This is a genomic window from Singulisphaera photorubra (assembly GCF_045290345.1).
In the GTDB taxonomy this organism is placed as follows: Bacteria; Planctomycetota; Planctomycetia; order Isosphaerales; family Isosphaeraceae; genus Singulisphaera.
Genome location: NZ_CP155447.1, coordinates 9,526,222 through 9,551,260 on the forward strand (window position 1 = coordinate 9,526,222; position 25,039 = coordinate 9,551,260).

15 protein-coding genes are annotated in these 25,039 nt (G+C 61.3%); 5 read left to right on the forward strand and 10 right to left on the reverse strand.

The genetic code is table 11. From position 1 onward, the window contains the following. Window positions 1–159 precede the first annotated feature (159 nt). The 4 genes from V5E97_RS35440 to V5E97_RS35455 form a co-directional block, all read right to left on the reverse strand. Window positions 160–1,509, reverse strand: a complete 1,350-nt coding sequence (locus tag V5E97_RS35440) for an alkaline phosphatase family protein (RefSeq protein WP_406696251.1) — start codon at window positions 1,507–1,509, stop codon at window positions 160–162. A 90-nt stretch (window positions 1,510–1,599) separates the two neighbouring features. Continuing rightward, the gene (locus V5E97_RS35445) at window positions 1,600–2,772 is read right to left on the reverse strand and encodes an efflux RND transporter permease subunit (protein ID WP_406696252.1); all 1,173 of its coding nucleotides are present in this window, start codon (window positions 2,770–2,772) and stop codon (window positions 1,600–1,602) included. Further along, the gene (locus V5E97_RS35450; protein WP_406696253.1) at window positions 2,727–4,895 is read right to left on the reverse strand and encodes an efflux RND transporter permease subunit; all 2,169 of its coding nucleotides are present in this window, start codon (window positions 4,893–4,895) and stop codon (window positions 2,727–2,729) included. Before V5E97_RS35450 ends, V5E97_RS35445 begins: the two co-directional genes overlap by 46 nt. 56 nt (window positions 4,896–4,951) lie before the next feature. After that, window positions 4,952–6,352 (reverse strand): efflux RND transporter periplasmic adaptor subunit, encoded by a 1,401-nt coding sequence (locus V5E97_RS35455; RefSeq protein ID WP_406696254.1) that lies wholly within the window; start codon window positions 6,350–6,352, stop codon window positions 4,952–4,954. A 372-nt stretch (window positions 6,353–6,724) separates the two neighbouring features. Here V5E97_RS35455 and V5E97_RS35460 point away from each other — a divergent pair, with 372 nt between their 5' ends. From V5E97_RS35460 to V5E97_RS35480, 5 genes are all read left to right on the forward strand, one after another. After that, window positions 6,725–7,426: a response regulator transcription factor gene (locus V5E97_RS35460; protein WP_406696255.1), complete on the forward strand. Its 702-nt coding sequence runs from the start codon at window positions 6,725–6,727 to the stop codon at window positions 7,424–7,426. Then, window positions 7,423–8,901, forward strand: coding sequence for an ATP-binding protein (locus V5E97_RS35465; RefSeq protein ID WP_406696256.1), 1,479 nt, complete (start codon window positions 7,423–7,425; stop codon window positions 8,899–8,901). Before V5E97_RS35460 ends, V5E97_RS35465 begins: the two co-directional genes overlap by 4 nt. Window positions 8,902–9,071: 170 nt before the next feature. Continuing rightward, window positions 9,072–9,437, forward strand: coding sequence for a hypothetical protein (locus tag V5E97_RS35470; protein ID WP_406696257.1), 366 nt, complete (start codon window positions 9,072–9,074; stop codon window positions 9,435–9,437). 168 nt (window positions 9,438–9,605) lie between these two features. After that, a complete protein-coding gene (locus tag V5E97_RS35475; protein ID WP_406696258.1) occupies window positions 9,606–11,237 on the forward strand; it encodes an efflux RND transporter periplasmic adaptor subunit in 1,632 nt (543 codons plus the stop codon). Window positions 11,238–11,265: 28 nt separating this feature from the next. Continuing rightward, a complete protein-coding gene (locus V5E97_RS35480) occupies window positions 11,266–14,415 on the forward strand; it encodes an efflux RND transporter permease subunit (protein ID WP_406696259.1) in 3,150 nt (1,049 codons plus the stop codon). A 561-nt stretch (window positions 14,416–14,976) separates the two neighbouring features. On the opposite strand, the gene V5E97_RS35485 is transcribed toward V5E97_RS35480, so the two are convergent. The 6 genes from V5E97_RS35485 to V5E97_RS35510 all read right to left on the reverse strand — a co-directional run bounded on the left by V5E97_RS35485 (window position 14,977) and on the right by V5E97_RS35510 (window position 24,622). After that, window positions 14,977–15,462, reverse strand: a complete 486-nt coding sequence (locus tag V5E97_RS35485; RefSeq protein WP_406696260.1) for an EF-hand domain-containing protein — start codon at window positions 15,460–15,462, stop codon at window positions 14,977–14,979. 161 nt (window positions 15,463–15,623) lie between these two features. After that, window positions 15,624–16,328 carry a dioxygenase family protein gene (locus tag V5E97_RS35490; RefSeq protein WP_406696261.1) on the reverse strand — a complete coding sequence of 235 codons (705 nt, stop codon included), beginning with the start codon at window positions 16,326–16,328 and terminating at the stop codon, window positions 15,624–15,626. A gap of 64 nt (window positions 16,329–16,392) precedes the next feature. After that, window positions 16,393–17,520: a hypothetical protein gene (locus V5E97_RS35495; protein ID WP_406696262.1), complete on the reverse strand. Its 1,128-nt coding sequence runs from the start codon at window positions 17,518–17,520 to the stop codon at window positions 16,393–16,395. Window positions 17,521–17,694: 174 nt separating this feature from the next. Beyond that, window positions 17,695–20,292 carry a protein kinase domain-containing protein gene (locus V5E97_RS35500; RefSeq protein ID WP_406696263.1) on the reverse strand — a complete coding sequence of 866 codons (2,598 nt, stop codon included), beginning with the start codon at window positions 20,290–20,292 and terminating at the stop codon, window positions 17,695–17,697. A 265-nt stretch (window positions 20,293–20,557) separates the two neighbouring features. Next, complete coding sequence (locus V5E97_RS35505; RefSeq protein WP_406696264.1) at window positions 20,558–21,202, reverse strand: sigma-70 family RNA polymerase sigma factor; 645 nt, start codon at window positions 21,200–21,202, stop codon at window positions 20,558–20,560. Window positions 21,203–21,460: 258 nt separating this feature from the next. Further along, window positions 21,461–24,622 (reverse strand): protein kinase domain-containing protein, encoded by a 3,162-nt coding sequence (locus V5E97_RS35510; RefSeq protein WP_406696265.1) that lies wholly within the window; start codon window positions 24,620–24,622, stop codon window positions 21,461–21,463. Window positions 24,623–25,039: the final 417 nt, after the last annotated feature.

A 25,039-nucleotide genomic window follows, 5' to 3' on the forward strand; every position in this document is an offset into this window, starting at 1 on the left:
TAGAAAAAGGGAGCTTACCCGCTCCGCTCGCCTGCCCCAATGGAGGCCTGAGGCGAAGGAGTCGCGGTAGCTCCCTATCTTATTTCGCGGCGTGTCACACTCATAACTGCGAACTAAGTCACATCATCATTGAATACTTTTCACTTCGAGCAATTTTGCTCAGTTTCCTTCCGCGAGGATTTCGGTAAGGATTCGGCCCGTGGCTTGCTTCAAGGGAACGCCGAGAAGTCGAGCCGCGGTCGGAGCGACGTCGCTGTTGTCGATGGCCTTGAGCGCCACCCCCGACTTGATACCGGAACCCGAGGCGACGAAAATCGCGTTCATCTTCGGTTCGGTTGACAAGAAACCATGAGATCCGGTGGTGCCCGACTTGTTCACCACGACGAACTCGTCGCCCGCCGTCGCGCCACCGACGGTGTACCCGTCCTTGGCCACGAGAATCAGGTTCGCCATGTCTTTATGAGTGGCGGGCGTCGGCATGTGGTAACGGGCGAACTCGTCAGGGCCGAGTACCGACACGATCCCTTCCGCACCTTCGAAGAGGCGTCGCACGGTCTGGGCATCTTGCGTCGCGGTCTCGGGATTGGTGAGGTAGACCAGGCCGGTGCCTCCCTCGGGCACCACAAAAGCCCTCGCGGAAGTGACCTTACCGTTCTCGACCTGGATCAAGCCCTCGCGACGCAGGATCGCATTCGGGTTGAGCGATTTATGAATCGCCGCAAAGCCGTGGTCCGCCACGAGAAAGATGGTGGTTCGATCGCGAACCCCAGCTTCATCGATGGCTTTGACAACACGACCCACCATCGCATCGCAGAGCGCGGCGGCGGTATAGCCAGGTGCGGAATTCGGACCATAGCGGTGATGGGTCGAATCCAGATTGAGCAAGTGGAGCGCCAGCAGTCTCGGCATCCGATGGCGGATCACGTGGCAGGCGGCATCAGTCCAGACCTCATCCCGAACGATGCTTCCACCATCCTCGAAGTGCCGTAGCACGCCCGACTCGGTCAGCTCCTTCACGAGGCGAGGGCTGGAGTTCCGAACGTTTTCCGGCACGTCGGGGAAGTTGTCGTCGATCGATTTCGATTCCCGGGTGCAGGGCCAGTTGATCGCCGCGCTCGACAGCCCGGCCTCTTTGATGATGTCGAAAAGGAGCGGCACCCGAACCAACTCGGCCTGAGTCTTTTTGGGATTCACCCGAACCATGTTCGTGGCGGGAATCCGCTCCAACCCACCATTGAAGATCACACCATGCTTTTCCGGATGGACGCCGGTCATCAACGTCGTGTGGTTCGGCCAGGTGACCGAAGGGTTGGAAACGTGCATTCCGTCGACGGCCGCGACACCCGACTTCGCGAGTCCGCGAATCACGGGGAGCGAAGCATGAATATCGTTCAAGTAAGAGGCGGGTAAGCCATCGATCGTGATCACCACGACGTGCTGTTCGACGGCCTCGGCCATCGGGCAAAAGCCCACCAACAGCGCGAAACCAATTGCCAAGATCCTAGACATCAGCAAACTCCACGAACCAAGGAATCACCCGGAGCTCAACGTCGCGGGAGCTAGCTTAAGCGCCTGGGTTGAGCCCGGCAACGATCGAGCTCAAACAAGCCCCGGGATCGAGTCATCCTCGGAGGTTGGCTCGAGTGGTTCGTTGCTCTCCCCGCTGTCTCGAACGACCAAGGAATAGAGAGCGGGGACAACGAACAGGGTCGTGAGCATCCCGGCGACGATACCCCCGATGACCGAACGGCCGAGCGGACCGTTCGCCTCGCTGCCGCGCCCGAGGGCCAGAGCCATCGGAATTAGGGCGAAGAACGAGGCGAGTGCGGTCATCACGACCGGACGAACCCGGATCGAGGCCGCCTTGCGGATCGCGGCGTCAGGCGACAGTCCCTCTTGAACCCGCAAGTTCTGGGCGAAGTCGACCAGGAGCACGGTGTTCGAGACGACGATGCCAACCATGAAGATCACGCCGAGGAGCGACTGAACGTTGATCGCCGAGCCGGTGACGTAGAGCATGATGACCACACCGATCAGGCCGAGCGGCACGGCGAACAGAATCACCAGAGGGGTCAAATAGGACTTGAAGAGTCCGGCCATGAGGAAATAGATCAGCATGGTCGCCAGGATCAGCCCGATCCCGAGACTGCTGAAGGTCTCCTGCATTCGCGAATATTCGCCGCTCAGCTCCATCAAGGCCCCTTTGATCGGCGTCCGGGGCGCCGCGTCTTCCGAAGGGTCGTAGGGAATCCAGGAGGCGGTCCCGTTCGACTCGCCGAACTCGTTGACCACCTTGGTGACGTCGTCGGCAACGTGTCCGAGGTCTCTTCCGTCGACACCCATCGTCAGGTCGATGGTCGACTGGAGGTTAGTGTGCGTGATCTCGGTCGGCACCGTACCCCGTCGCAGCGTGGCGAAATTCCGGAGTGGGATCGGCTGTGCCTGCTTCGGGCTCGTGATCGGAATATCGAGCAGGGTCTCGACGGAGTTGATGTCTTCCTCGAAATACTGCACGCCGACGAAGTACTGATTCCGGCTGACCGGGTCGATCCAGAAGTTCTTCTTGTGAAACTGAATGCTGGAATTCATCGCGGCGACGACATTCTTCATGACCTCGGCCTGGTTGAGCCCGAGATCGGCGGCCTTGGCGCGGTCGACGTCGATGATGTACTGCGGATAGTCGAGCCGCTGGATGATCCGGGCGTCGACGACGCCGTTGACTTGAGTCACCTTGCGCTGAACCAGGGCCGCGACTTTACGTGCCTGGGCCATATCCTTGCCGGAGATCCGGATATTGATCGGCGACGACTTGCCTCGTTCATCGCGGAGCGAATCATCCCACCGGCATCGAAGGCGAACTCGAGGTCGGAGAACGAGTGATCGTTCGCGAATCCTGCGCGGAGCATACGGACATACTCTTGCGCTGAGTGATGGCGATGCTCGATGAGCTGGACCTTGACGACCCCGTCCATCGGCCCGGCGTTGGGGGTGTAGGCGGCTGACAGGTCGGCAACCACCCCCAGCTCGGAGATGATGATTTGTACGTCGTCACCAATTTTATCGCGGACGAATTGCTCGACCCGGGCGATCTTCTTCTCGGTTTCCTCAATCCGGGTACCGCTGGCCGCGCGAGCGTAGATCTCGAAGGCGCCCGCATCAACTTCAGGAAAGAACTCGCGACGGAGTTGAGTTCCCAGCAGACCGAGAACGGCCACCAAGGTCACCAAGGAGCCGAAGACGGTCGCGAGCCGGAACTTCATCACGCGTTCGAGCTGACGGACGTACCAACGAATTCCCGCCTCGATCACCCCTTCCCAGCGCGCCTGAGCGCTCGCGAACAGGTTCCGTAGAACGGCCTTGCGCCCGCCGTTCTCACCGGCCCCGGCCTCATCGGCGTGACCGTGGCTGGCATGAGGACGTAGCCAGCGGGCGGAACGGGAAGGGACGAGGGTCTGAGAAAGGAGGTACGCCGAAATCATGGCGAAAGCCACCGACGCGGCCATCGGCCGATAGAGGAACTCACCTAGACCGGGCATGAGTGCCAGCGGAGCAAGCACCAGGAGCGTGCAGATACAGGCGACCAGGGCAGGCATCGCCACCTCGCTGGCCCCCAGGTAGGCGGCGTCCTCAGGCGAGGCGCCCATTCCCAGATGGCGGTGGGTATTTTCCAGGCAAATGATCGCGCTGTCCACGAGCGGGCCAATCGAAAGGGCGAGCCCCGCCAGCGTCATCACGTTCACGGTGTTGCCCGTCGCATTCAGGCCGATCATCGCGGCCAGGACCGCGATCGGGATCGTCATGAAGGCGATGATCGTCATCCGCCAGTCACCGAGAAAGAGGAGAATCACGAGCGAACAAAGTACCGCGCCAAGCACTCCTTCCTCGGCCAAACTTTCGATCGATTGGCGAACATAGACCGACTGGTCCATCACAAGCTTCAGGTCAATCCCACCGCGGGTGAGCCGGGCCTTCATCGTCTCGAGCGACGATCGCAGCGTATCCACCACCTGCAGGGTGCTCGCCCCTGCCTGACGGAAGACAGGGACGTAGACCTGACGTTTGCCGTTGACCCGGACGATGTTGGTCTGAATAAAATTCGCGTCTTTGGGGGTTGCAACGTCAGCCAGGTAGGCAGCATTCCCGTGCTCGTTGCGGAGGGGAATCTGGCCCATGTTCTGCACCATGTCGAACATCGAGTTCGAGTCGATGGCGTAGTCGGTGGTGCCAAACTTGACGCTGCCGGTCGGGAGAAACACGTTATATTCATCAACCGACTTCAGCACATCAAGAGGCGACAGATGACGAGCCTGGAGCTTGACCCGGTCAAGATAGAGCATGATCGCGCGGACCTTGCCGCCATAGACCAATGGGGCATTGGCCCCCGGCTGCGACATGATCTGGGGGCGAACCTCGTAGCGGCCCGTGTCGAAGAGTGCCGCCTCGCCTTGCGTCTGGCTATCCAGCGCGAGCAAGCAGACCGGAGTCGTCCCGGTCGGGTCATACGGCAGCACGACCGGCGGGAGCGTCCCTGGGGGCATGGTCGGAAATTCCCAACCGGCCAGCGAGTTCGTCTCGGTCAAGGCACCACTCGGATTCACGTTGCTCCGGAAAAAGTCGCGAACGATGCTGACGCCGACGATCGAACGTGACTCTAGACGCCGTCCCCCCGTCGCTTGGACCACTCCTCGTTCCAGTCGGGCAGTGATGTTTTTCTCGATGCTGGCCGCGGGCATCCCGCCGTAAAAGACCAGCGTCTGCACCGCTGGGCTACGGAAGACAGGCAAGATGTCGATCGGGATCGAGTAGACGGATAACGTCCCGAGCACAACGATCGCCAGTGACAATACCGTCACGGCGATCGGATTCTTGAGGGACGATCGAATCAAACCGTTCATGGGTCAAGCTTCTCCGACAGGGGCGATCAACGATGTCCGCGAGCGTTCCATCGGGCTCAACCGGATAACTTGGGACTGACGGTCATTCCAGGCTCGAGCACGCTCTTCGAGCGAAGCACCACATCGTCGTCGGGGTTGATACCGGAGTCGATCTCGACCAGGGTCCCGTTATCGGCGCCCAGTTCGACCTTGATCCGTTCCACCTTGCCGTCGCGGACGACCTGAACCACACCCTGCCGCTTGCCGGAACGCTCGAGAACGCAGGCCGTGGGCAAAGTCAACCGTTCCGAGAGCGTTTCCAGCCCAATCGTCGCACGACCGTACATTCCCTCACGAAGCAGGCGATCGGGGTTCTCCAGGTCGATCTCCACCCGCATCGTCCGCGTCTGGTGATCCTCCGAATCCGCGATCCGCGACACCTTGCCCCGAAACTCCCGTGACCCGATCCCGTCGATCGTCACGACGGCCGGGTCGCCGGGATTGGTGAGCACCACATCACGATCGGGGACGCGGACGACCACGCGCATCAGGTCCGTCCGCACCACGGTCAGCAAGGGCTGATCGCCCCCCGCCGAGGCCGCGCGAACGAAGGCGCTGGGATGAAAATTTCGACGGGTGACCAATCCGTCGAAGGGAGCGAGAATTTGCGCGTAACCAAGATCAACCTGCGCCTTGCCCAGTTGGGTTTCCGCCACGCGCACCGAAGCTTGCGCCTCAATCACGTCCGCCTTCGCTTCCTCGACTCGGGCCACTGCGCCGGCGAGCTTGGCCTTGGCGGTCTGGACGGTGAGGTGGGCGGTCTTTTCCGCCGCCTTGGCAGCCTGCACCGCGTTCAAGTTTTCATCGACCACACTCTGCGGAACGGCGTTTCTCTCGAAAAGGCTCTTGATTCGCGTGTACTGGCTCTCGGCAAGGCGAAGGCTCGAACTCAGCCGGTCAATGTCGGCCTCGGTCTGGGCCACGGTCGCGACGGCTGTCTCACGCTCGGCATCCATCGCATCGACCTTGGCAGCGGCCTGGAGTGCCTTGGCCTTGGCCTGCTCCAGCATCGCCGCGGCGAGTTCCACGGCGTTCTTCTCGCGGGGGACGTCGATCTCGGCGATCACCTCCCCCTTCTTGACCCGTGAACCGATATCGACGGTCTGTGACTTCAAATAGCCCGACACCATAGAATAGAGATCGACCGACTCGAACGCGTAGACCGAGCCGGGCTGAACCGTCGTCCGTTCGATCCCCCCCTTCCGCGGGTGAATCACTTCAACCTCAGGAATTTCACCGCCCAGCTTCGATGTTGTACTCGCAGTCTCGTGCTTCGAACCTGCACCCGTTTCCTCCCCGTGACCCGGCATCTGCGACCAGGTGATAACCACGCCGAGGACGAGTAGGACCGGCAACGAATGCCACCACCGGAACGACCTCCGTTGCGGCGAACTCATGCCTACAGGGGTGCTCGACATGAGGATTAATCTCCAAATACTTGAGGAAGGTCGGGTAATGTGAAGTCAGGGGGAGAGTGATCGGAAGCGGTGTGAAACTCGGCTGGAAAACTTTCGAGCCAGGCGATCTCAATGAATCGCCCGACACACTCTTCACGATGTGTCATCTTATGACATGCCCGGTAAGCTCGCAATTAACGGAAAGTAAATTCCACCTTACCTTTAACTCAATAGCCCAACGAACGGCTGACGGTCATCCTGGAAAGAGAGTCCGGCCAAATCCCTCGGTTTTGGGGTCGCGTCTCACGCTCGAAATCAACCAAATCGGGGCGTGATCGGATCCGCATTTTTTGGGATTCGAGGCCGGGCGGGGACGGGGGCAAAGAGAACGACATGAGCATTCGCATCCTCGTCATCGAGGACGAAACCAACATCTCCGACTTCCTGGTTCGCGGCCTACGTGAAGAAGGGTTCCTCGTTGAGCTCGCCGCGGACGGCCTGAGTGCCTGGCAGGCGTTACGGACCGGTGCGTGGGACCTCGTCCTCCTCGACTGGTGGCTGCCTGGCCAGGACGGCTTGACACTGCTCCAACGCTTCCGCCAGGTCGACCGGAACACTCCGGTCCTCTTTCTGACGGCACGCGACCAGGTCGAGCACCGCGTTCAGGGGCTGGACAGTGGCGCCGACGATTATCTCTGCAAACCGTTCGACTACGACGAGCTTTTGGCCCGGATCCGCGCCTTGATTCGCCGCCGCGAAACGGGGAGTAGCACGGTAGTCTCCTGGAGCGAGCTGACTGTGGATCTCGCCACGCAACGGGCGGAACGCGCCGGCCACCCGCTCGACCTGACCGCCCGAGAACAGAGCCTCCTCGTCTATTTCCTCCGGCACCCCGAACAGGTGCTCTCGCGCACCCGGCTCTACGAACACGTCTGGGACGATCGCCATGACGGGGTCTCGAAGACCTTGGAGGTTCACGTCATGGAGCTGAGACGCAAGCTTGAAGCCCATGGCCCCCGCGTCATCCATACGCTCCGCGGTCGGGGCTACATCCTCGGCAACTCGCCCCAGGGCCTCCCCGGAGCGAAATCGTGAGGCTGGTTACCCGGTTCTCCGCCTTTTTCCTGACCGCCCTGGCGCTCGTTTTGGCGGGTTTTTCGGCGACCGTTTACCTCGTGGCGCACAGCCATCTCTATCGCGAGATCGACGAGCGGCTGGAGCGAGCGCTCGACACCCTCGAAGCCTCCGTCGACATCGAGCCCGGCGGACTGGAATGGGAGCCGACGGACCGCCGCATCGCACTGGGCCTCGATCTTGGCCAGGACGAGGTGCGATGGGCGGTTCGGGATGGCGAGGGAAGTCTCGTCGATCGATCGGCAAACGCCGGCAGCGGAGGATTTCCCGCTGGCTGGGAGGCACGCGTCTGGCCCACCCACCCTCCTGACGGCACCGTCATCGACAACGTCGCCGGTTGGCGGATCGCGGGGCGGCGGATGCCGCTGAAAGCGCTGCTCCGTCTGGGTCGAGGTCATCCCGACGATGAGCCTGGCTTTGAAATTCAGTATCCGGTGCTGGTCCTCGTCGCCGGCTTGAAACCAGGGCCGGTCAAGGCAACGCTCAACCGGTTAGGAGCGACGTTGATCCTCCTGTCGATGGGAATCTGGCTCCTCGCCCTCGCAGGCGGACGCCTCCTTGCGCGCCGGGCCCTCGCACCGTTGACCCGGATGGCGGAAGCCGTCAGCACGATGTCGGCCACGGACCTGGGGCGACGGGTACCAACCCCGCGAACTGGAGACGAACTCGACGCCCTCGGGCATGCGTTCAACGGGCTGCTCGACCGGCTCAATGAGGCGTTTGACAAGCAGCAGCGCTTTGCCGGGGACGCCTCTCACCAACTCCGTACGCCTCTCGCCGCACTTCTCGGCCAAGTCCAGCTTGCCCAGCGGCGGGAACGACCCGTCGAAGAATACCGGCAGGTGCTCGATCGGGTCCTCGAGGAAGGGATGCGGCTTCGGGTCATCGTGGAAACCCTCCTCTTCCTCGCACAGCCTGATGGACCGAGCCTCTTGCTCCACGATCTCGACCTCGCCAAGTGGCTGCCCAACCATCTGGAACGCTGGTCCGACCACCCGCGCACGGCCGACTTCCAGCTCGACATCCGCGCCGACGCGTTGCCGGTGCGCGTCCATGCACCGATGCTTGCCCAGCTACTCGACAACCTGCTCGATAACGCCTGCAAGTACAGTGAGGCCGGAACCCCGATCGTTGTGAGAGGGAAACGTGAGGGAGGCTCGGTCGTCCTGGACGTTGAAGATCGGGGCCGTGGACTCAATCCTGAAGAGGCGGCCCACATCTTCGACCCGTTCTTCCGCGCGGAGGGCGCCCGACATGACGGCCTCCCAGGCAGTGGCCTCGGTCTCACGGTCGCCCGACGAATTGCGCTGGCACTCCACGGCACGCTCAGCATCACGGGATATTCGGAACGCGCCACGTGCTTCACCCTTCGCCTCCCCGAGCATCCAGGCCCGACAGTTGTCAGCCCTGGCAACGCCCTCCGCGCGACGGTTTAAATAAAATGATTCGCATTTCAGATTGGTGGAAATCCACCCGATGAGGAGAAGAGTGAATGACAGCATCTCGTCGTCCGTGGGATCAAAGCTGAGGATCCCTTGACCTGGGACGCTGTACCCCTATGCTGTAAGTAATTGGTCTCGCGCGGCCACGAGAGATTTCTAAACGAGTGCGATCGATACTGGCGACTTTCCTGGCCATCCTCATCACCCTCTGCCCACTCCTCTGCGGGGCGGCCGAGTTCGGTCAGGGTGCGCACCGTCACGATGTCGCGGAGAATTCGTCGCACGACTCTTCTGCGCCTGACCAATGTCCCGAAGAAGGGGACAACTGCATCTGCCAGGGAGCCGTTCAAGGGGGCCACGTCCGCTTCTTCGGGGCCGAGACTTTCAACCACTCGATCCTGGTTGGCTTGCTCTTTCCTCTCTCTCTGAACACCCTCTCCCACCAAGCCAGAGAACGGTCCTCGACCGGTCTGGCCGATTGGGGCAATGCCCTCGCCGTTCGCTCATTTCTCCAAAATTACCGCTGCTGAGTCGCCTTTTCGGCGCAGCGATTTCGTTGCGCAGCCCCTCGACCGCCGGCCCGCCGCCTGGGCCATCGGACCCTCACGTCATCTGGTTTTCACTCTCGCCGGGCAGGTTGCGCCTGCGAAGCGCGCGATGAGTGAGTGAATCTCGACACTTGAGACGAGGATCGACTCATGAAGCGAACGATATTGATTGTGATCGCGCTTGCGCCCCTGGTTGCGCTGGGAATCATCGGAGTGGGCCTGGCTCGCCCAAGTTGGATCCCTCATTGGGCCCATCTCGGCCCAAAGCATGAGGAAGGCGACGCGCATGAAGGCCACGCGCATGGAAATGAAGCGAGTCACTCATCGACCGATGCAGGGCTCTATTGTAAAGAGCATGGTGTTCCCGAAAAGTTCTGCACCCTCTGCCACGAGGAGTTGATCAAAACGCTGCCGCTCTGCAAGCAGCATGGCAACATCCCCGAAGAGATTTGCACCAAATGCCACCCCGACGTTGAGAAGGCTTACAATATCGAGATGTGTCCGAAGGGACATGGTCTGCCTGCGAGCTTCTGTGTCGAGTGCGGAAAGAGTGCGACGACCTCGGCCGCTCTCCCCGATGACGGCTGGTGCGGCTTGCACAACAAGCCCGAGGCGCTGTGCGCCGAGTGCGCCAAGAACCCGAGAAAGATCGGGCCACTCGCCGCGGGGGAAATCCCCGAGCCTTGCCGGCAGCCCTTGCCGATTGTCAAGCTTTCTACCCCCAAGCTCGTCCGCCAGGTCGGGATTCAGACCGCTCTGGTCACGGAGGAAGTTCATGCGCACCGCTTAGGCGCGAATGCAGAAACCGCCTACGACGCGAATCGGTACGCCGAGATCAGCCCGCGCGTCGTTGGATTCCTTTCCGAGATCCGCGCCGACCTCGGTCAGTCCGTGCAGAGGGGCGACGTGCTGGCCGTCGTCAACTCGGCCGAAGTCAGCGCAGCCAAGAGCCAGCTCCTCTCGGCTCATTCGGCCGTCCGCCTGGCTCAAGCCACGGCGGATCGAACGAAGTCGCTCACGCAGTCGGGTGCCGTCCCGGCCCGAGCTGAACTCGAGGTGATGACGGCCCTCAACCAAGCGCAGGCCAGCGCGATGGACGCCGAGCAGAAGCTTCGGAACCTCGGGTTCGACAACGACCAGCTCGCCGCGATCATCAAGAACAAGGACACCAGCAACCTGCTGGACGTCGTCGCTCCGATCGACGGGGTCCTTGTCCTCCGCCACGCAGTCAAGGGAGAGGCCGTGCAGGCGACCAGCCAGCTCTTCGCCGTGGCCGATACCTCACGGATGTGGCTCTGGATCGACGTTTACGAACGTGATATTGCCTTGATTGCTCCCGGGCAATCGGTCTCGTTCACCATCTCGGGTGCCGATCCGAACGGGCAAGGTCATGCCTTCCTGGGTGAAGTGACCTGGGTGGGGACCGAAGTCAGCGACAAGACTCGCACCTCACGGATCCGCGCGGAGCTGGCAAACCCGAACGGTCGACTTCGGGCCAATCAATTTGGCGAAGCCGACATTCAAATCGGCTCCGAGCACAAAGCCACAGTTGTTCCCAAGGCGGCCGTTCAGCGCAAGGACGGCACCGACCTGGTCTTCCTCCCTCTCGCTCAGCCGGGAGAGTATCGCGCCCAGCGGGTCGTCACCAAACCAACCGATCGGAACGACGTCGTCGAGGTCGCCTGGGGGCTGAAACCAGGGGAGCGAGTCGTTACCAAGGGGGCCTTCCTCCTCAAAACCGAGATCATGCGCGGCGCAATCGGCGCGGGTTGCTGCGAATAACTCCGCCGATCAGGGAAAGGACGCCGTGATGCTGAATGCGCTGATTGATTTCAGTCTGAAGAATCGGTTCGTCGTGCTCCTGCTGGGAGGCGTGCTGATTGTCCTCGGAATTCGAGCCGCGGTCTATTTACCGCTGGACGCATTCCCCGACACCACTCCGGTCCAGGTCCAGATCAACACAACGGCACCGGAGTTAGCTCCCGAAGAAATCGAACGCCAGATCACTTTCCCTGTCGAGCTGGCACTCGGTGGGCTGAAGGGGCTCGAGGAAGTGCGTTCAATCTCGAAATTTGGCCTCTCCCAGGTCGTGGCCATCTTCGAGGACGGGATCGACATCTACTTCGCCCGCCAGCAGATCAACGAGCGGCTGGGCGAGGTCCAGCTTCCCAACGATATCGAACGTCCCACGATGGGTCCCGTCGCCACCGGTCTTGGCGAGGTCTTCCACTACATCCTCACCAGCGAGAACCCGGAGTATGACCTCGCCGAGCTCAGGTCGATTCAGGATTGGGTGGTTCGCCCTCGCTTGATGCGCGTGCCGGGGGTTGCGGAAGTGAACCCGTGGGGCGGCCTCGCCAAGCAGTTCGAGGTGCGCGTTGATCCGATCAAACTCGCCAAGTACGGCCTCTCGCTCGACGAGGTGATTCAGGCGCTCGAGGAGAATAACAAAAACGTCGGTGGCGGGTACATCTTGCGAGCAGGCGAGTCGACCCTGGTTCAAGGTGTCGGTCGCGCCCGATCGCTCGAAGAGATTGCCAAGATCGTGATCACGGCCCGCGACGGAGTGCCGATCCGGATCGGCGATCTGGGTGAGGTCGCACTGGGCCACCGGATCAGGCGCGGGGGGGCCACCGCGAATGGCAAAGGAGAGGTAGTCCTTGGGCTCGCCTTCATGCGGATGGGAGAGAACTCGCGCCTCGTCACAATGGCTCTGCATAAAGCCATGGAAGAGGTCAAGTCCGCGCTCCCGAACGGCGTTGAAATCAGCCCTGTTTATGAGCGGACCCATCTGGTCGACCAGGTTCTCAAGACCGTCGAGCGAAATCTGTTCGAGGGGGCGCTGCTGGTCATCGCCGTCCTGTTCGCCTTTCTGGGTAACGTCCGTGCCGGGCTGATCGTGGCCTCGGCCATTCCGCTTTCGATGCTCTTCGCCGTGACGATGATGGAACGTGTCGGCATCGCCGGGAGCTTGATGAGCCTGGGGGCGATCGACTTCGGACTCGTCGTCGACAGTTCGGTGGTGATGGTCGAGAACTGCGTCCGGCACCTGACGCTCGACCGGTCGAACCGCTCGAAGCTCGAGGTCATCCGCGAGGCGGCCGTCGAGGTCAGGAAGCCGACGATGTTCGGTGAGCTGATCATCATGATTGTCTACTTGCCTGTTCTCACCTTGCAAGGAATCGAAGGGAAGCTGTTCCGGCCGATGGCCCTCACGGTCGTCTTCGCCCTGGCCGGGTCGATGGTCCTGTCGCTGACTCTGATGCCCGTCCTGGCTTCGCTAGGACTTCCGCGTCAGATGAGGGATCGAGAGACCTGGGTCGATCGGATCGCTCACCGACTCTTCCAGCCGCTGCTGAAACTTGGGCTCCGATTCCCCTGGACGACACTCGGGCTCGTTGGATCGATCACGGTCGGTACAACGATCCTTGGCCTCACTCTTGGCTCGGAATTTGTGCCTCGGCTCAATGAAGGAACGATCGTCATCAATACGATCCGACTGGCCAGCGTGAGTCTGGAAGAGTCGCTCGAATATGGCACCAGGATCGAGAATCTCCTGAAAGAATCGTTCCCAGACGAGATCGATCAGATCTGGAGCCGCACCGGAACCGCCGAAGTCGCGACCGACCCGATGGGGTTTGAGGTCTCGGACGTCTACATCACGCTCAAGCCGCGTACCCAATGGAAGCAGGCGAAATCGCAGGAGCAACTCGTCGAGGCGATGGCCAAGCTCACCGAGACACTGCCGGGCATGAGAGCCGTTTATAGCCAACCGATCGAGTTACGGCTCAATGAAATGGTCGCCGGGATCCGGGCCGACCTGGGGATCAAGCTGTTCGGCGAAGATCTTGAGGTGCTCAAAGATAAAGGAGCCGAGATCGAACGCGTCGTCAAGCAGATCCAAGGCGCCGCGGACGTCAGCACCGAGCAGGTCACGGGACTGCCTGTTCTCCGGGTCGAGGTGAACCGCGATGCGCTGGCTCGGCACGGAATCCCAGCGCGGCAGGTCCTCGATACCATCAAGGCCGCGGGGGGAATCCAGGTTGGCGCGATCCTCGAACACGACCGGCGGTTCCCCCTGGTCGTCCGCCTGCCCATGTCCTATCGGGACGATCCGCGCTCACTTGAAAAGATCATGATTGAAACGTCCGCGGGCCAACGACTTCCGCTGACCCGGCTTGCCAGCGTGGTGGAGACGACCGGCCCATCGACCATCCAGCGTGAGTGGGGGCAGCGGAGAATCGTCGTCCAGTCGAACGTGCGTGGGCGCGACATCGGTTCGTTCGTGGAGGAAGCCCAACAACGCATCGAACGGGAAGTCAGTCTACCCACCGGATACCATCTCGAATGGGGCGGCCAGTTCGAGAACATGCGCCGCGCCGAACAACGGCTGTTGATCGTCGTTCCGCTGGCACTGGCGCTCGTCCTCAGCCTGTTGTACCTGACCTTCCATTCGCTTCGCGACGCTCTGATGATCTTCAGTGGCGTTCTCTTCGCGCGAGTGGGCGGTGTGCTGGGTCTCTGGATCCGTGGGATGCCATTCACGATCTCAGCGGGCGTCGGCTTCGTGGCGCTCGCCGGGGCATCGATGCTGGAGGGCCTGATCCTGGTCAGTTATATCCGAGACCGCATGGCACACGGCGTCTCGAAACGCGAAGCCATCGAACAAGCGCGGCTCGCCCGACTCCGCCCGGTACTGATGACCGGAGCGGTCGCCGCCCTCGGCTTTTTCCCAATGATGCTCTCGACAGGAGTCGGCGCCGAGGTGCAGCGTCCGCTCGCCACCGTCGTCTTTTTCGGGATGGCCTGTGATACGTTCCTGACCATGCTCGCGCTTCCTGTCCTCTATCTCCTGTTCGGAAAAGGGCCGGTCGTTCAAGCCAAGGCAGGTGAAACTCAGACCCCGGTCGATGGTATCGAACCAATGCGCCTCGAGGCCGCCGGACACGGACTCCCTTGATTTCCTGCTCGCAAACCGCGGCCCGAGGTAGGCTGCTGGGCGCCTCGGGTTGGAATGAGGTGGTAACTCAACACCACGAGCTTCTGCTCGCGAGCTCATTCCAACCCGTGACACCAAGAGGATGATTTCAGCAAACAAACATTAATAATATTTTTAATACATTAAACATATTTATGTCTTCGACTTTGCCGAATCGTTCGCTCGATTCGGCAAAGGTAAACCCGTCGCGAATTAGACACTGTCGCCACGTTACCGGGCTTTCCACCCGGGTCCGTCAAGCCTGTGCCGTTGTCACGGTGTCAAACGAGCCAGCCCTTGTGAAGGCCCAAATCCAGGGAGGGTGAAACTGGCTCAGACAATTCGCTTGATGAGCAAATCATAACGTTACGTCGAGTCGACCCAGCGATGACCTGAAACCTACCGCTCAAGTCAACGCGGTAAGGAGTCCGACAGGTTGTCGCAATTTCGAGGGCCTGAAACGCCTCGGAATCGGACAATCCTGTCGGCCCACTCTGAGGCAGAGACGCTCAATTCAGGCAACGCCAGCTTATGCGTTCCCCGTTACTGAGGTCGGTCGACGGGAGGGCGAGGCCGGCCAAGCCCACCGCGACCGCCGGGGCCGCCGGGACCGCCAGGACCGCCAGGGCCACGTTCGCGAATTTGCTTGAGCAGAGCCTTCTGTTCGTCATTCAGAATCTTTGCGAGTGAGGCATCGACCTCTTTTTGAAGGTCAGCGACTTGCTTCTTCTGGTCGGCGGAGAGTTCTAGCCGGTCCTGGAGCATGGGGGGGAGGACATCACCCGGGCGCATACCTCCCCTCATGAATCCACCTGGCCCGCCGCCGGGGGGGCCACCGAAACCGCCGGCCGGTTCCTTGCTCGCCAGGGTGGCGAGTTCTTCTTTGGTGACGGAGCCATCCTTGTCTCCATCCGCCCGGTCGAAGAGTCGGTGCAACCGCTCATCGGTGACTTCGGGCTTCGTGAGCACCCCATCCTTGTCCTTGTCAAATACCAACATCCGGGCCACAAGGTCGTCGGTGTTGCCCACACCTGGTGCCCCCTCTCGACCATGGCCAGGGCCTTGCGCTGTCGCAATCGACGCCGAGGCCACAACCAATAGCCCTATCGCTGAAGACTTCCAGAATTGTGCTCGCATCTATGTTCTTTGCTCCTGCCTGATGGTGAGTTGAAGTCCGCAAGGTCTCGCCGTCAACGGGACGTGACCGGTCTCGGCCGAAACGACTTCTCGTCGGGAGTCTGGCCGATGACCATGTCGAAGTGAGCGGCCAATTCTCCAATCTTGGAATCCTTGATTGGTTTAAAATCGACCATCAGTAGTTCACGATCAAAGACTCCGATTCCCCCGCGCACCACACCATCGACCTCATTCCCTGGATGGCCGGCGATGTTCAGTTGGGTGGTCAGAATCTCCCGGCCCCCCTTCTTGACCATGAGATGGATGTGGGGCGCAGGCCGACCGGGGTACGGAACTGGCTTGATTGTCCGGAAGTAGTATTCTCCGGTCGACCCGGTCGTGAACCGGCCGAAACCCTGGAAGTTCCTGTCTTGCTGATCCTTCTTGCCGTCACTATCGGCCGTGTGCAAATAGACCTGGTTTGCGTCGCACTGCCAGATCTCGATCGTCGCGTTGCGAATCGGAGAGCCGGTCGCATCAAGGATACGACCGGTGAGGTGGGTGATCTCCCCTACCGCAGGTGTAATCCCATCATTGACGATGATCAAATCATTGTCTGTGTCCAGGGGGAGACGATCCGGGTAAAACGGGCCTTCCGTTCGAGATGGAGTGAGTGCGAGTTGCTCGGCAAACAGCCCACGCGTTGTGAAAAAGGCAGCGCCCGCCGTGACCGCGCCAAGAAATGCACGCCGACTCTGAGCGGAATATTCACGACTCATCAATAATCCCTCTCACCGATGATTCAAAAACTCCTCAGGGAAATTCTGTCACAAACGATAAAGCTCAAGTCTCCTCCGCCGGGCGTGTGCGCTCATTCGTGGAGGGTCCTTGTGGTCGCCCACCACCGGGGCCACCAGGGCCACCAGGGCCTCCAGGACCGCCGGGGCCGCCCGGGCCGCCGGGAGCGATCTTCGAGAAGTCGAACGGCTTGCCGAGCAGTTTCTCGTAGGCGGTCTTTTGCGTTGAGGTGAGGACCTCGTCGATCTTCTCGGTAGCCGCGGCGCGTGTTTTCTCTTGCGCTTCGCGCATCTTGGCAATCTGGGCTCGAAATTCAGGGCTGTCGAAGTTCGGGCGGCCGCCTTGAGGTCCGCCTGCGCCACGGGGCCGTCCACCACCAGGTTCTCCTCCTCTCCCGGTCGGTGTTCCGTTCCCCGCAGGCGAATTGGTTTCCCCTGTCGCGTCCGCGACTCCCTCGCCACCGGGGGCCCGACCTCCTCGAGAGTTCGGTCCGTCAGGAGCAGTCCCATCTCCAGGTGCACGATTTCGGCCACCACGTTGCCTGCCGTTCGCTGCCGGGTCGCCCTCGCCACCCCCCGGAGGTCCGCCGCCGCCAGGCGGTCGGGGCATGGAACGGGCCATCTCCGAGCGCATTTCATCGACAATGGTTTTGACCTTCTTACTCTGCGCCGTTGTCAGTTTGACCTTGGCCGCAATCTCTTTGCGGGCAAGCGCCAATGGTCCTTCACGCTGGAGTTCGAGTTGGGCCAACCGGTCTTTCTGCCGCTTCGTAAGTGACTTGGTGATCGTCGCTTCAACCTCACGTTGCATGTCGAACATTGCCGACATTCTCTCTCGCGGATCGCCTCCCTGGTCGCCCGAATCAGCAAAAAGCTCGCGTCGCTTCGCGGCCATCGACGCGGTCAGCCGTTTGATCTGCGACTCTTGCTTTGCAGTGAGGCCAAGATCCTCCTGAACCGCTTCGGACATGATGAGTGAACGGCCACCGGGGCCACCGGGGCCACCGAAGCCACCGAAGCCACCGAAGCCACCGAAGCCACCGGGGCCACCAAAGCCGCCCTGGCCACCTTGGCCGCCCTGGCCGCCCTGGCCGCCCTGGCCGCCCTGGCCGCCCTGGCCGCCGGGCCCCTGAGCACTCGCTGTGGCTATCGTCAATGCCAGAGTCAGGCTCACGGCCAAAACTCTGCCTGTTCGCCAAGGCAACGATCCCATCGTGCTAATCTCCTTGAATTAGAATAAACGGATGCGAAAGTGAGATTCAACGCAAGAGATGTCGTTAAATCGCGAAAACCTTCAAAGCCCCTTTGCTTTGAATGCAGGCGGATCTTTCCTCGTTCCACCGGACTTTCAAGGCGATTCCGCTTCACTCGGTGTGGAGGATCGAGCGGAATTTCTGAAAGGAGGCCGGGAGCCGGGCCCCTGACGTGGCGGAAAACCACGCGGCCGAGCCCGAGCGACTGCCGCCCAGCGGTTGATTTCCTCGGCTCGCTCGGTATCGCCCAGCATCGTGAACGCCTCAGCCAAATTCTCGAACGACTCGGGAGGGGGTGAAAACATCGAGTCGCCCTCCGAGAGCACTCGAAGGTCAGCCAACGCGTCATTGAGGAGTCGCCGAGTCTCCTCATTGCGACCTCGTTGAAATTGGAGCAGTGCCAGAGCCTCTTCAGTGAACGCACGGTCGAGGCGGGCACGCCTGGAATTCTGGGAGAGCTGGATCAGCGAGCCTCCCAAGGAAATCGCTCGCTCATAACATTCTGAAGCCGCGTCAAACTGCTTCCGTCGTTGCAGCACGGCGCCGAGCTTGGCATAGACGTGCACGCGTTCCTGAATGTAGCCCAGATTCTTGGGAGATTCGTCACCAAGTTGATCGATCAGGACCTGAGCCTTGCGGAATCGTTTCTCGAGGCGTTCAAGTTCGGTTGGAGGTGCGGACCAAGGGTCGGCCATGATGTAGGTTTCGACCAGCTTGGAGCGATACTCAGGTACGTCGGGGAATTGAACGATCAACTCCTCGAACATGTCGATCGCGCGTTGGTAGGCCGACTCGGCCTCCTGATCGCGACCTAGCCTGGAATAGAGTGCCCCGACCTTCCGGTAGGCCCACGCCGCTTCGCCCTGAAGTCTTGGATTCGTCGCATTGCGCTGGGCGAATCTGTCATAGAACATAAGCACGCTCTCAAGCAATGTGCTGTCCTCCTGAGGCCCTCCCGGGCGAGGTGGCCCAAGAGAAGTGTCGTCCGACAGTGCCCGACGATCGAATGCGCCACTGGACCGTCGCTGAATCACGAGAGGGCGGCCGAACCCTTCGCCTGGGGGCGGAGGACCCAGGTTCGTCTTGTGCTGCACGTGAGGGAGTCCCGGCGGTGGAGGAAGGAGATAACGGTCGTTGGCTGCGAGCTTCTCGAACAGTTCTTCAAAGACCTCGAGCGAGAGCGCGACGTTCTCTTCCGCACGTTGTGTGGCCTCGCGTGCTTGTCGCGTCGCGATTTCGGCCTCCGTCCGACGCGCTTGCTCTCCTTTGAGGGCCTGGGTTGTCATGACGTACCCCGTCCAGCCCACCACGGCGGCGAGCAGGACGGCCGCCGCGGCCGTGATCGCGAGCACCGCAGTCGTGCGGTTGCGCCGGCTCCAGCGACGAGTTCGCTCGGTCAGGCTCGCGCGGCGCGCGAGAATCGGGCGATCCTCGAGGAACCGGCGCAAGTCCTCCGCCAGGGCAACGGCTGAGGGATACCGATGGAGGGGATCCTTCTCGATCGCCTTATGCACGATCGTTTCCAGGTCCCTTGGGATTGTCGGATCCCGTTTTCGAAGGCGAAGCGGCTCCTCGACGTGGACCTGCCGGATCAACTTATTGCGATCGCCCCCCTCGAACGCAGGGACACGAGCCAGGAGCTCGTACAAGGTCAGCCCCAACGCATACACATCGGAGAGGGCGTCGCAATGGCCGTGGAACCGCTCGGGAGCCATGTAGCGAATCGTTCCGACGATATCGCCGGTATGGGTCAGATCCTCGTCCGCCTTAGCCTTGGCCAGTCCAAAATCTGTGACCCAGGGCGTACCATGGTTATCGAGCAGGATGTTCGAGGGCTTGATGTCCCGGTGGAGGATCCCCTGCTCATGGGCGTACCCCAGCGCCTCGGCCACGAGGGCACCGATGCGGCCGATGCTGCGGGCATAACTCGATCCCGTTTCGCTCGCGACCGAGAGTGCGGTTGGTCCCGCGACAACCGATGGGTCACTGGAGTCTGGGTTAGGGAACGGCGGCTCGGTCGCTTTGTTTTGGTCAGGCTCCGCGAACCAACCAGGACGCCCATCCAAGAGCGAGAGTGCCGCGCTCGCCGATGGACCACCAACGGGCTCCTGGGGCGGTGGTGATGCGGACTGCCCCATCCTCGAGGCTTGCAGCCGCCTCACATCGTCGAGCACTTCATCGAGTCCCGCGCCCAGGATGAATTGCATGACGTAGTAGTGGACTCCGTCCACTTCCCCGACCCCAAAGACCGGGACAATATTCGTATGATGCAGCCGCGCGGCCGCCTTGGCCTCGCGATGAAACCGGGCCAATCGCTTCGGGTCGAGCAGTGACGGCGATCCCAAGACCTTCAGCGCCACTCGGCGACTCAATGATTCCTGTTCCGCCTCATAGACAACCCCCATCCCACCGCGACCGACCTCACGAATGATGCGGAAATCGCCTAGACGATCCATGCTGAGTCCGCGGGTTGGTCGCAGACCAACGACGAACGAATTGGTGAGGTCATCAGCTCTCGGCTTGAGTTCCTCAACCACCATCAATGCCGGGAAGAATGCACGAATCTGATCGGCCAGTTCCGGATACTTATCCGCATATTCGGCGACGGTCGGACGTTCACCGCGGGCGCGGCGGTCGAGGAATTCCTCGGCGAGCCCTCCTAACTGGTTCCCGTCTGAAAACGAGTCATTCATCGCAGTGTCCGAAAAAGCAAGCTCATGCGTGGGTGCGACCCCCAGCGGAGTTGGGGCCATTGCTTCAGAAGACCTCAGCCCACCGCGACGGTCAAGCGTCTGAAATGCGCCTGGCAATTCGTGTGAAGAGGCCGACGATGGTTTGGAATGAGTCCAGCGTGAATTCGCGGACCATCATCAGCTCGGGACCACTCGAGATCATCCGAAACCACGGGACTGAGCCAGCGATGAATTCTCATGAAAGTAGCCCCCATTGCTTCCTCAGCTACTCGCCGGGTCGATCGAGAAACCCGGGCAGGCTCTCGAGGATAGTCTGAAGTCGAACCATGGCACGCACGTAACGATTGCTCGCCGCGGCTTTCGATAGGCCAAGGATCGCGGCGATCTCGCTGTTGCTCAGTTCCTCGAAATGGCGAAGCGCGATCATCTCACGGTCGATCTCGTCCATCCCATTGATGGCGGATTGGAGTTGAAGTTGTCGCTCTGCGCGAACCGCCGCCTGACTGGCTGAAGTGAACCGCCCGAGGAGCTGAGCGGCGAGCGAGACGGAACTAGCCTGGGGCAGTGCCCCCTTATACAAGGAGACCTCGCGTCCAGCATCACGCATGGCAGCGCCCAGATGGTGGCGATGAACCCGCATCAAACGCTGTCCGGCCAGCAACCGCAGCCACAGAAAGAATGGTAAGTCGGGCCGCGTAAAATACGAGGGAAGTTGCTCGGTAAGGTCGATGAAGGCGTCCTGGAGCACATCGGAAGGGTCGACGCGTCCTTGAAGCCGACGGTCCAGGCGCAGTCGGATCATCTGCCTCAATCGCTTCCGGTAGCGGTCGAATAGTTCGGTCACCGCTCCCTCGTCACCATCACCGGCACGACGCAGGAGTTCCTCGATCTCAGGCGGTCCCGTCATCATTGCATTCCCCATACCCGGATACTTGCGCGGTCCAGGGGATCGTACACAGCCTGACTCCCTCTTTTTTTTTTCGTGATGATCCGAGAGGGAACGGATCGGAGCGAATTCACCCAGCTTCGCCCGCTTCCGGGGCAAGCCAAAGGGGCAACACCGAGCGCTGTGACCGGCGGCGATCTCCGCACTTCAAATCGGCCACCAAGGCCGGTGACTCGCCCGTTCGGTCCCCATTCGGTTGGATCGCTTTCCTACTGAGTCGGTCTATTTCGCGCGCCTGGTCGCAACAGGGAGGCGCCAGAGACGTACGGAACCGTCCTCACTTCCCGAGAGCCCGAATTGGCCGTCCGGAGAGTAAGCGACCCCAGTCACCGTATTGTGGTGGCCGTCAAATTTCTCGAGTTCGGCCCCGGTGCCTGAGTCCCACAGGCGAATCGTGGTGTCCGGCCCCGGAGTGATCCGACCGTTCGCCTCGATCGTCCCACCGCTACCTGAGAGGAGCCTCCGTCCGTCCGGGCTGTATGCAACGCTGTTGACCCAACTGGAATGGAGGTTCATTCGTAGGATCTCGCGGCCCGAGGCGAGGTCCCAGAGCCGGACCGAATTGTCCGGCCCGCTGATTAATTTCTTCCCATCCCAGACTCGGCCGCTCGCTGAGACCGCTTGCCTCGCGTTCGGGGAAAAGGCGAGCGCCCTGATGAAGCTACCGTGGGAGCCGAACCGACGAACCTCCCGACGGCGACGGACATCCCAGAGTCGGAGGTCCTTGTAATCGGCCAGGAGTGCGAACTTACCATCCGGCGAAAAGGCAACGGGGCCGCCTGGGGGGATCTTGCCGACCTCCTTACCAGTCGTCACATCCCAGAGCCGGGCCGTCGGGTCGGCGGAATTCCCGCTACCGCTGAGGATCTGGTAACCGCCGGGCGAAACGGCGACGTGGTTCACCCAGGAGGTATGTCCTGTGAACGCCTTGATCTCCTGACCGGCCCCGAAGTCCCAGAGCTTGACAACGCCCTCCGGTCCGCTGGAAACCAGACGGTGACCGTCGCTGGAAAGGGCAAGGCACCAAACGTCTTCGCGGTGGCCTTCCAGCCGACGGGCTTCCGTTCCCGATTCCAGGTTCCAGACCCGGATCGTCCGGTCGCGCCCGCCACTGATGGCCTGCTTACCGTCCGGGGTGAAACTCACGCACATGACGCCTCCCACGTGGCCAGTCAGGCGGCGGGCTTCGCCGGTTGGGACGTCCGAGAGCGGGCGCATCCCGGTTAATGATTCCGTTGGCTTCGCATCGGCTCGGCTCTCGTCAGTTGGGCGAACGACCTTGGAGGCAGACTCACTCTGTTTTGCGACAACCGGAGGAAGCGAAGCGGCCGCTCGATTCAAGGGCAGGACTCGGAGGTTGCGGTAGGCGACTCCTTGCTCGGTGTCCGTGACACAGATCATCCCGGCCCCGGACGGCCCGTTCTCAATATGATTGATCACTTCCCCGTTGAGAGTGACGGTCGTATTGCTTCCCAGGCAGACGACCTGGCATCGATTCCAGTCCCCGAACTTCTCCTCTGGGTTTCGGGCGGGCTTGACCAACCGGTGAACATCGTCCAGGCGCTCCTCGACAAGCGGTTCCTTCAGGTTTGGGAGCGATTGGTCGAGAAGGAGTCCGCCGCAGATCCCCTCGCTCAGGCTGAGACTCAGGCGAGGGCTGTCCCCGCCATGTCGGAGTCGGATCCCAGACCAAGGCTGTGTCTTGTGCGATTTCAGTCGAAACTCGAAGCGCAGCACGAAGTCGGTGAACTGCTCTTCCATCCAGCAATTGCTCATACCGGTAAGTGGCCCGTCGAGCATACGTCCCGCGAAGATCGGCTTGAATTCGCTCTCAACGTAGTCGGTCGTTTGCGGCGGCTCCCATTTGGCCTGCTTGGCGGGGGAATTAGACCGAGGCAAGAGGGTTTGACCGGGAGCGGCTTGGGCTTCGGCCTTCTCGACGACAAGATCGCTCGATCCTCCGGCCACGGGATGCGTCACAAGCGACCGTTGATTCTTGGCGACGTCCTCGGTTACCGCGGACTTAGCTAAACCCTCCGGGCGGCCTGACGACGCCCTCCAAAAGAGAACGGCGCAAGCGCACAGGGTGATGGCCGCCGCCACAATACCAATGGAGAACCAGGAGAGTCGCGGGCGACCGGGTTCATCGCGACCGTTGGCTTGGTCATCGGCTACCAGCCCTGATCGAGGTTCCGCACCTGTGACTGGCTTGGGACTGCCGAACACGACGGTGGCGCCGCCTGGCGGCGAGGTCTTCTCGCGAGGTCTGAGCGATTGTAGCTTGTCCGCGGTGCCTTGCAGGTCAAGGACAGCGGTGCCGCCCCGAGCCAACTGGCCGGAGCGGCTGGGGGGGATCACCGTCGAGGTGCCCGCCGCGAGGTCAAGCAACTTCCGGCAATTCGGGCAAGAAGCGTTGTGTCCGGGACGGCTCAGCTTCGCGAGCGCCTCGACCGTGACGGTCATCGTTTTCTCACACGACCCGCACTGGATCCGTGCGCGCCCGCGCTCCCCCTGCTCCAGCCCTGATTCTGCGACGATGGCAGCCGCAAACGCGGCGCAGGACGGGTAGCGGTCGTTCGGGTCCTTCGCCAACGCTTTAAACAATGCCGACTCGAACTGGGGCGTCACCCAAGGGCAGTGGGCCGTGAGACCCGGCGGCACGTCCTGAGCCTGCATCAACAAGACACGCGTCGAGACCTCATGTTCGAACGGCCGACGCCCGCAAAGTAACTCGTAGGCGGTGACGGCCAAAGCGTACTGATCGACTCGGCCATCGAACGGATCCCCCATGATCAACTCGGGGGCCATGTAGTGAGGCGTTCCAAGCACCATCCCCGTGCCGGTCATCGCCGTCCGCGCCGAGCGGCCACCGGCCTCCGCAGCCAGCACTTTCACCACCCCAAAGTCGCCGAGGAAGGCGTGGCCTTGAGCGTCGAAGAGGATGTTGCCCGGCTTGACGTCGCGATGCACCATCTTCTGTGAGTGAACATAGTCGAGCGCACTACTGACCGGACCGATCCAGCTCACGATCGCCGCGAGTGCGGCCGACCCCTGCCATGCGGTCAGCCGATCCTCCAGACTGCCTCCGGGCAGAAACTGAAGTACCGCAAACGGAATCCCGGCCCACTCACCCACGTCAGTGATTTTGACGATATGCGGGTGCGATAACCGGACGAGTGATCTCACCTCGTCGCGGAACCGGCGAGAGAATTCGGCGTCGGTGACCATCGATCGATGGGGCAGCTTAATGACGACCTGGGATTGAAGATTGTTGTCCCGAGCGCGATAAACCGCCCCCATGCCGCCTTCACCGAGTTTCGCTTGAATCGCGTAGCGGCCATCGGATAAACTGAGGCCAATCGGATCCTGACAATTTTCATCCATAACCGCACACCCTAATTGTTGTTCCCAATTCCATTCGCAATCGATGACCGCTCGCATTTTCAAACGCTTAAACGAACGTCGTATTCTCGGGCCGGACGGCACGGTCAATTCCACCTAAATCTCGAATCCCATTCGTGATTGTGATTCGCGACAAGGCCCAAGGACGATTTCCTTGGTATCCAAAGCATACGACACGCCACATCAATGTTGGCAATCAGGAGAAGCAAAGGCCTCCGCTCAAGATTAGGACTGCGACCACTCCACCGATTCGATTTCTCGGAGGTCCGCTTCCTCAAATGGCGGACTCGAGGCCGAACAGGCCCCCCAAAACGCCACATGACGTGGCGAAGAAACAACACGCATCGATCCAAACATCCTCCACATCGCTTTTTCGCCGGCGCTCTCCAGAAACGTGAG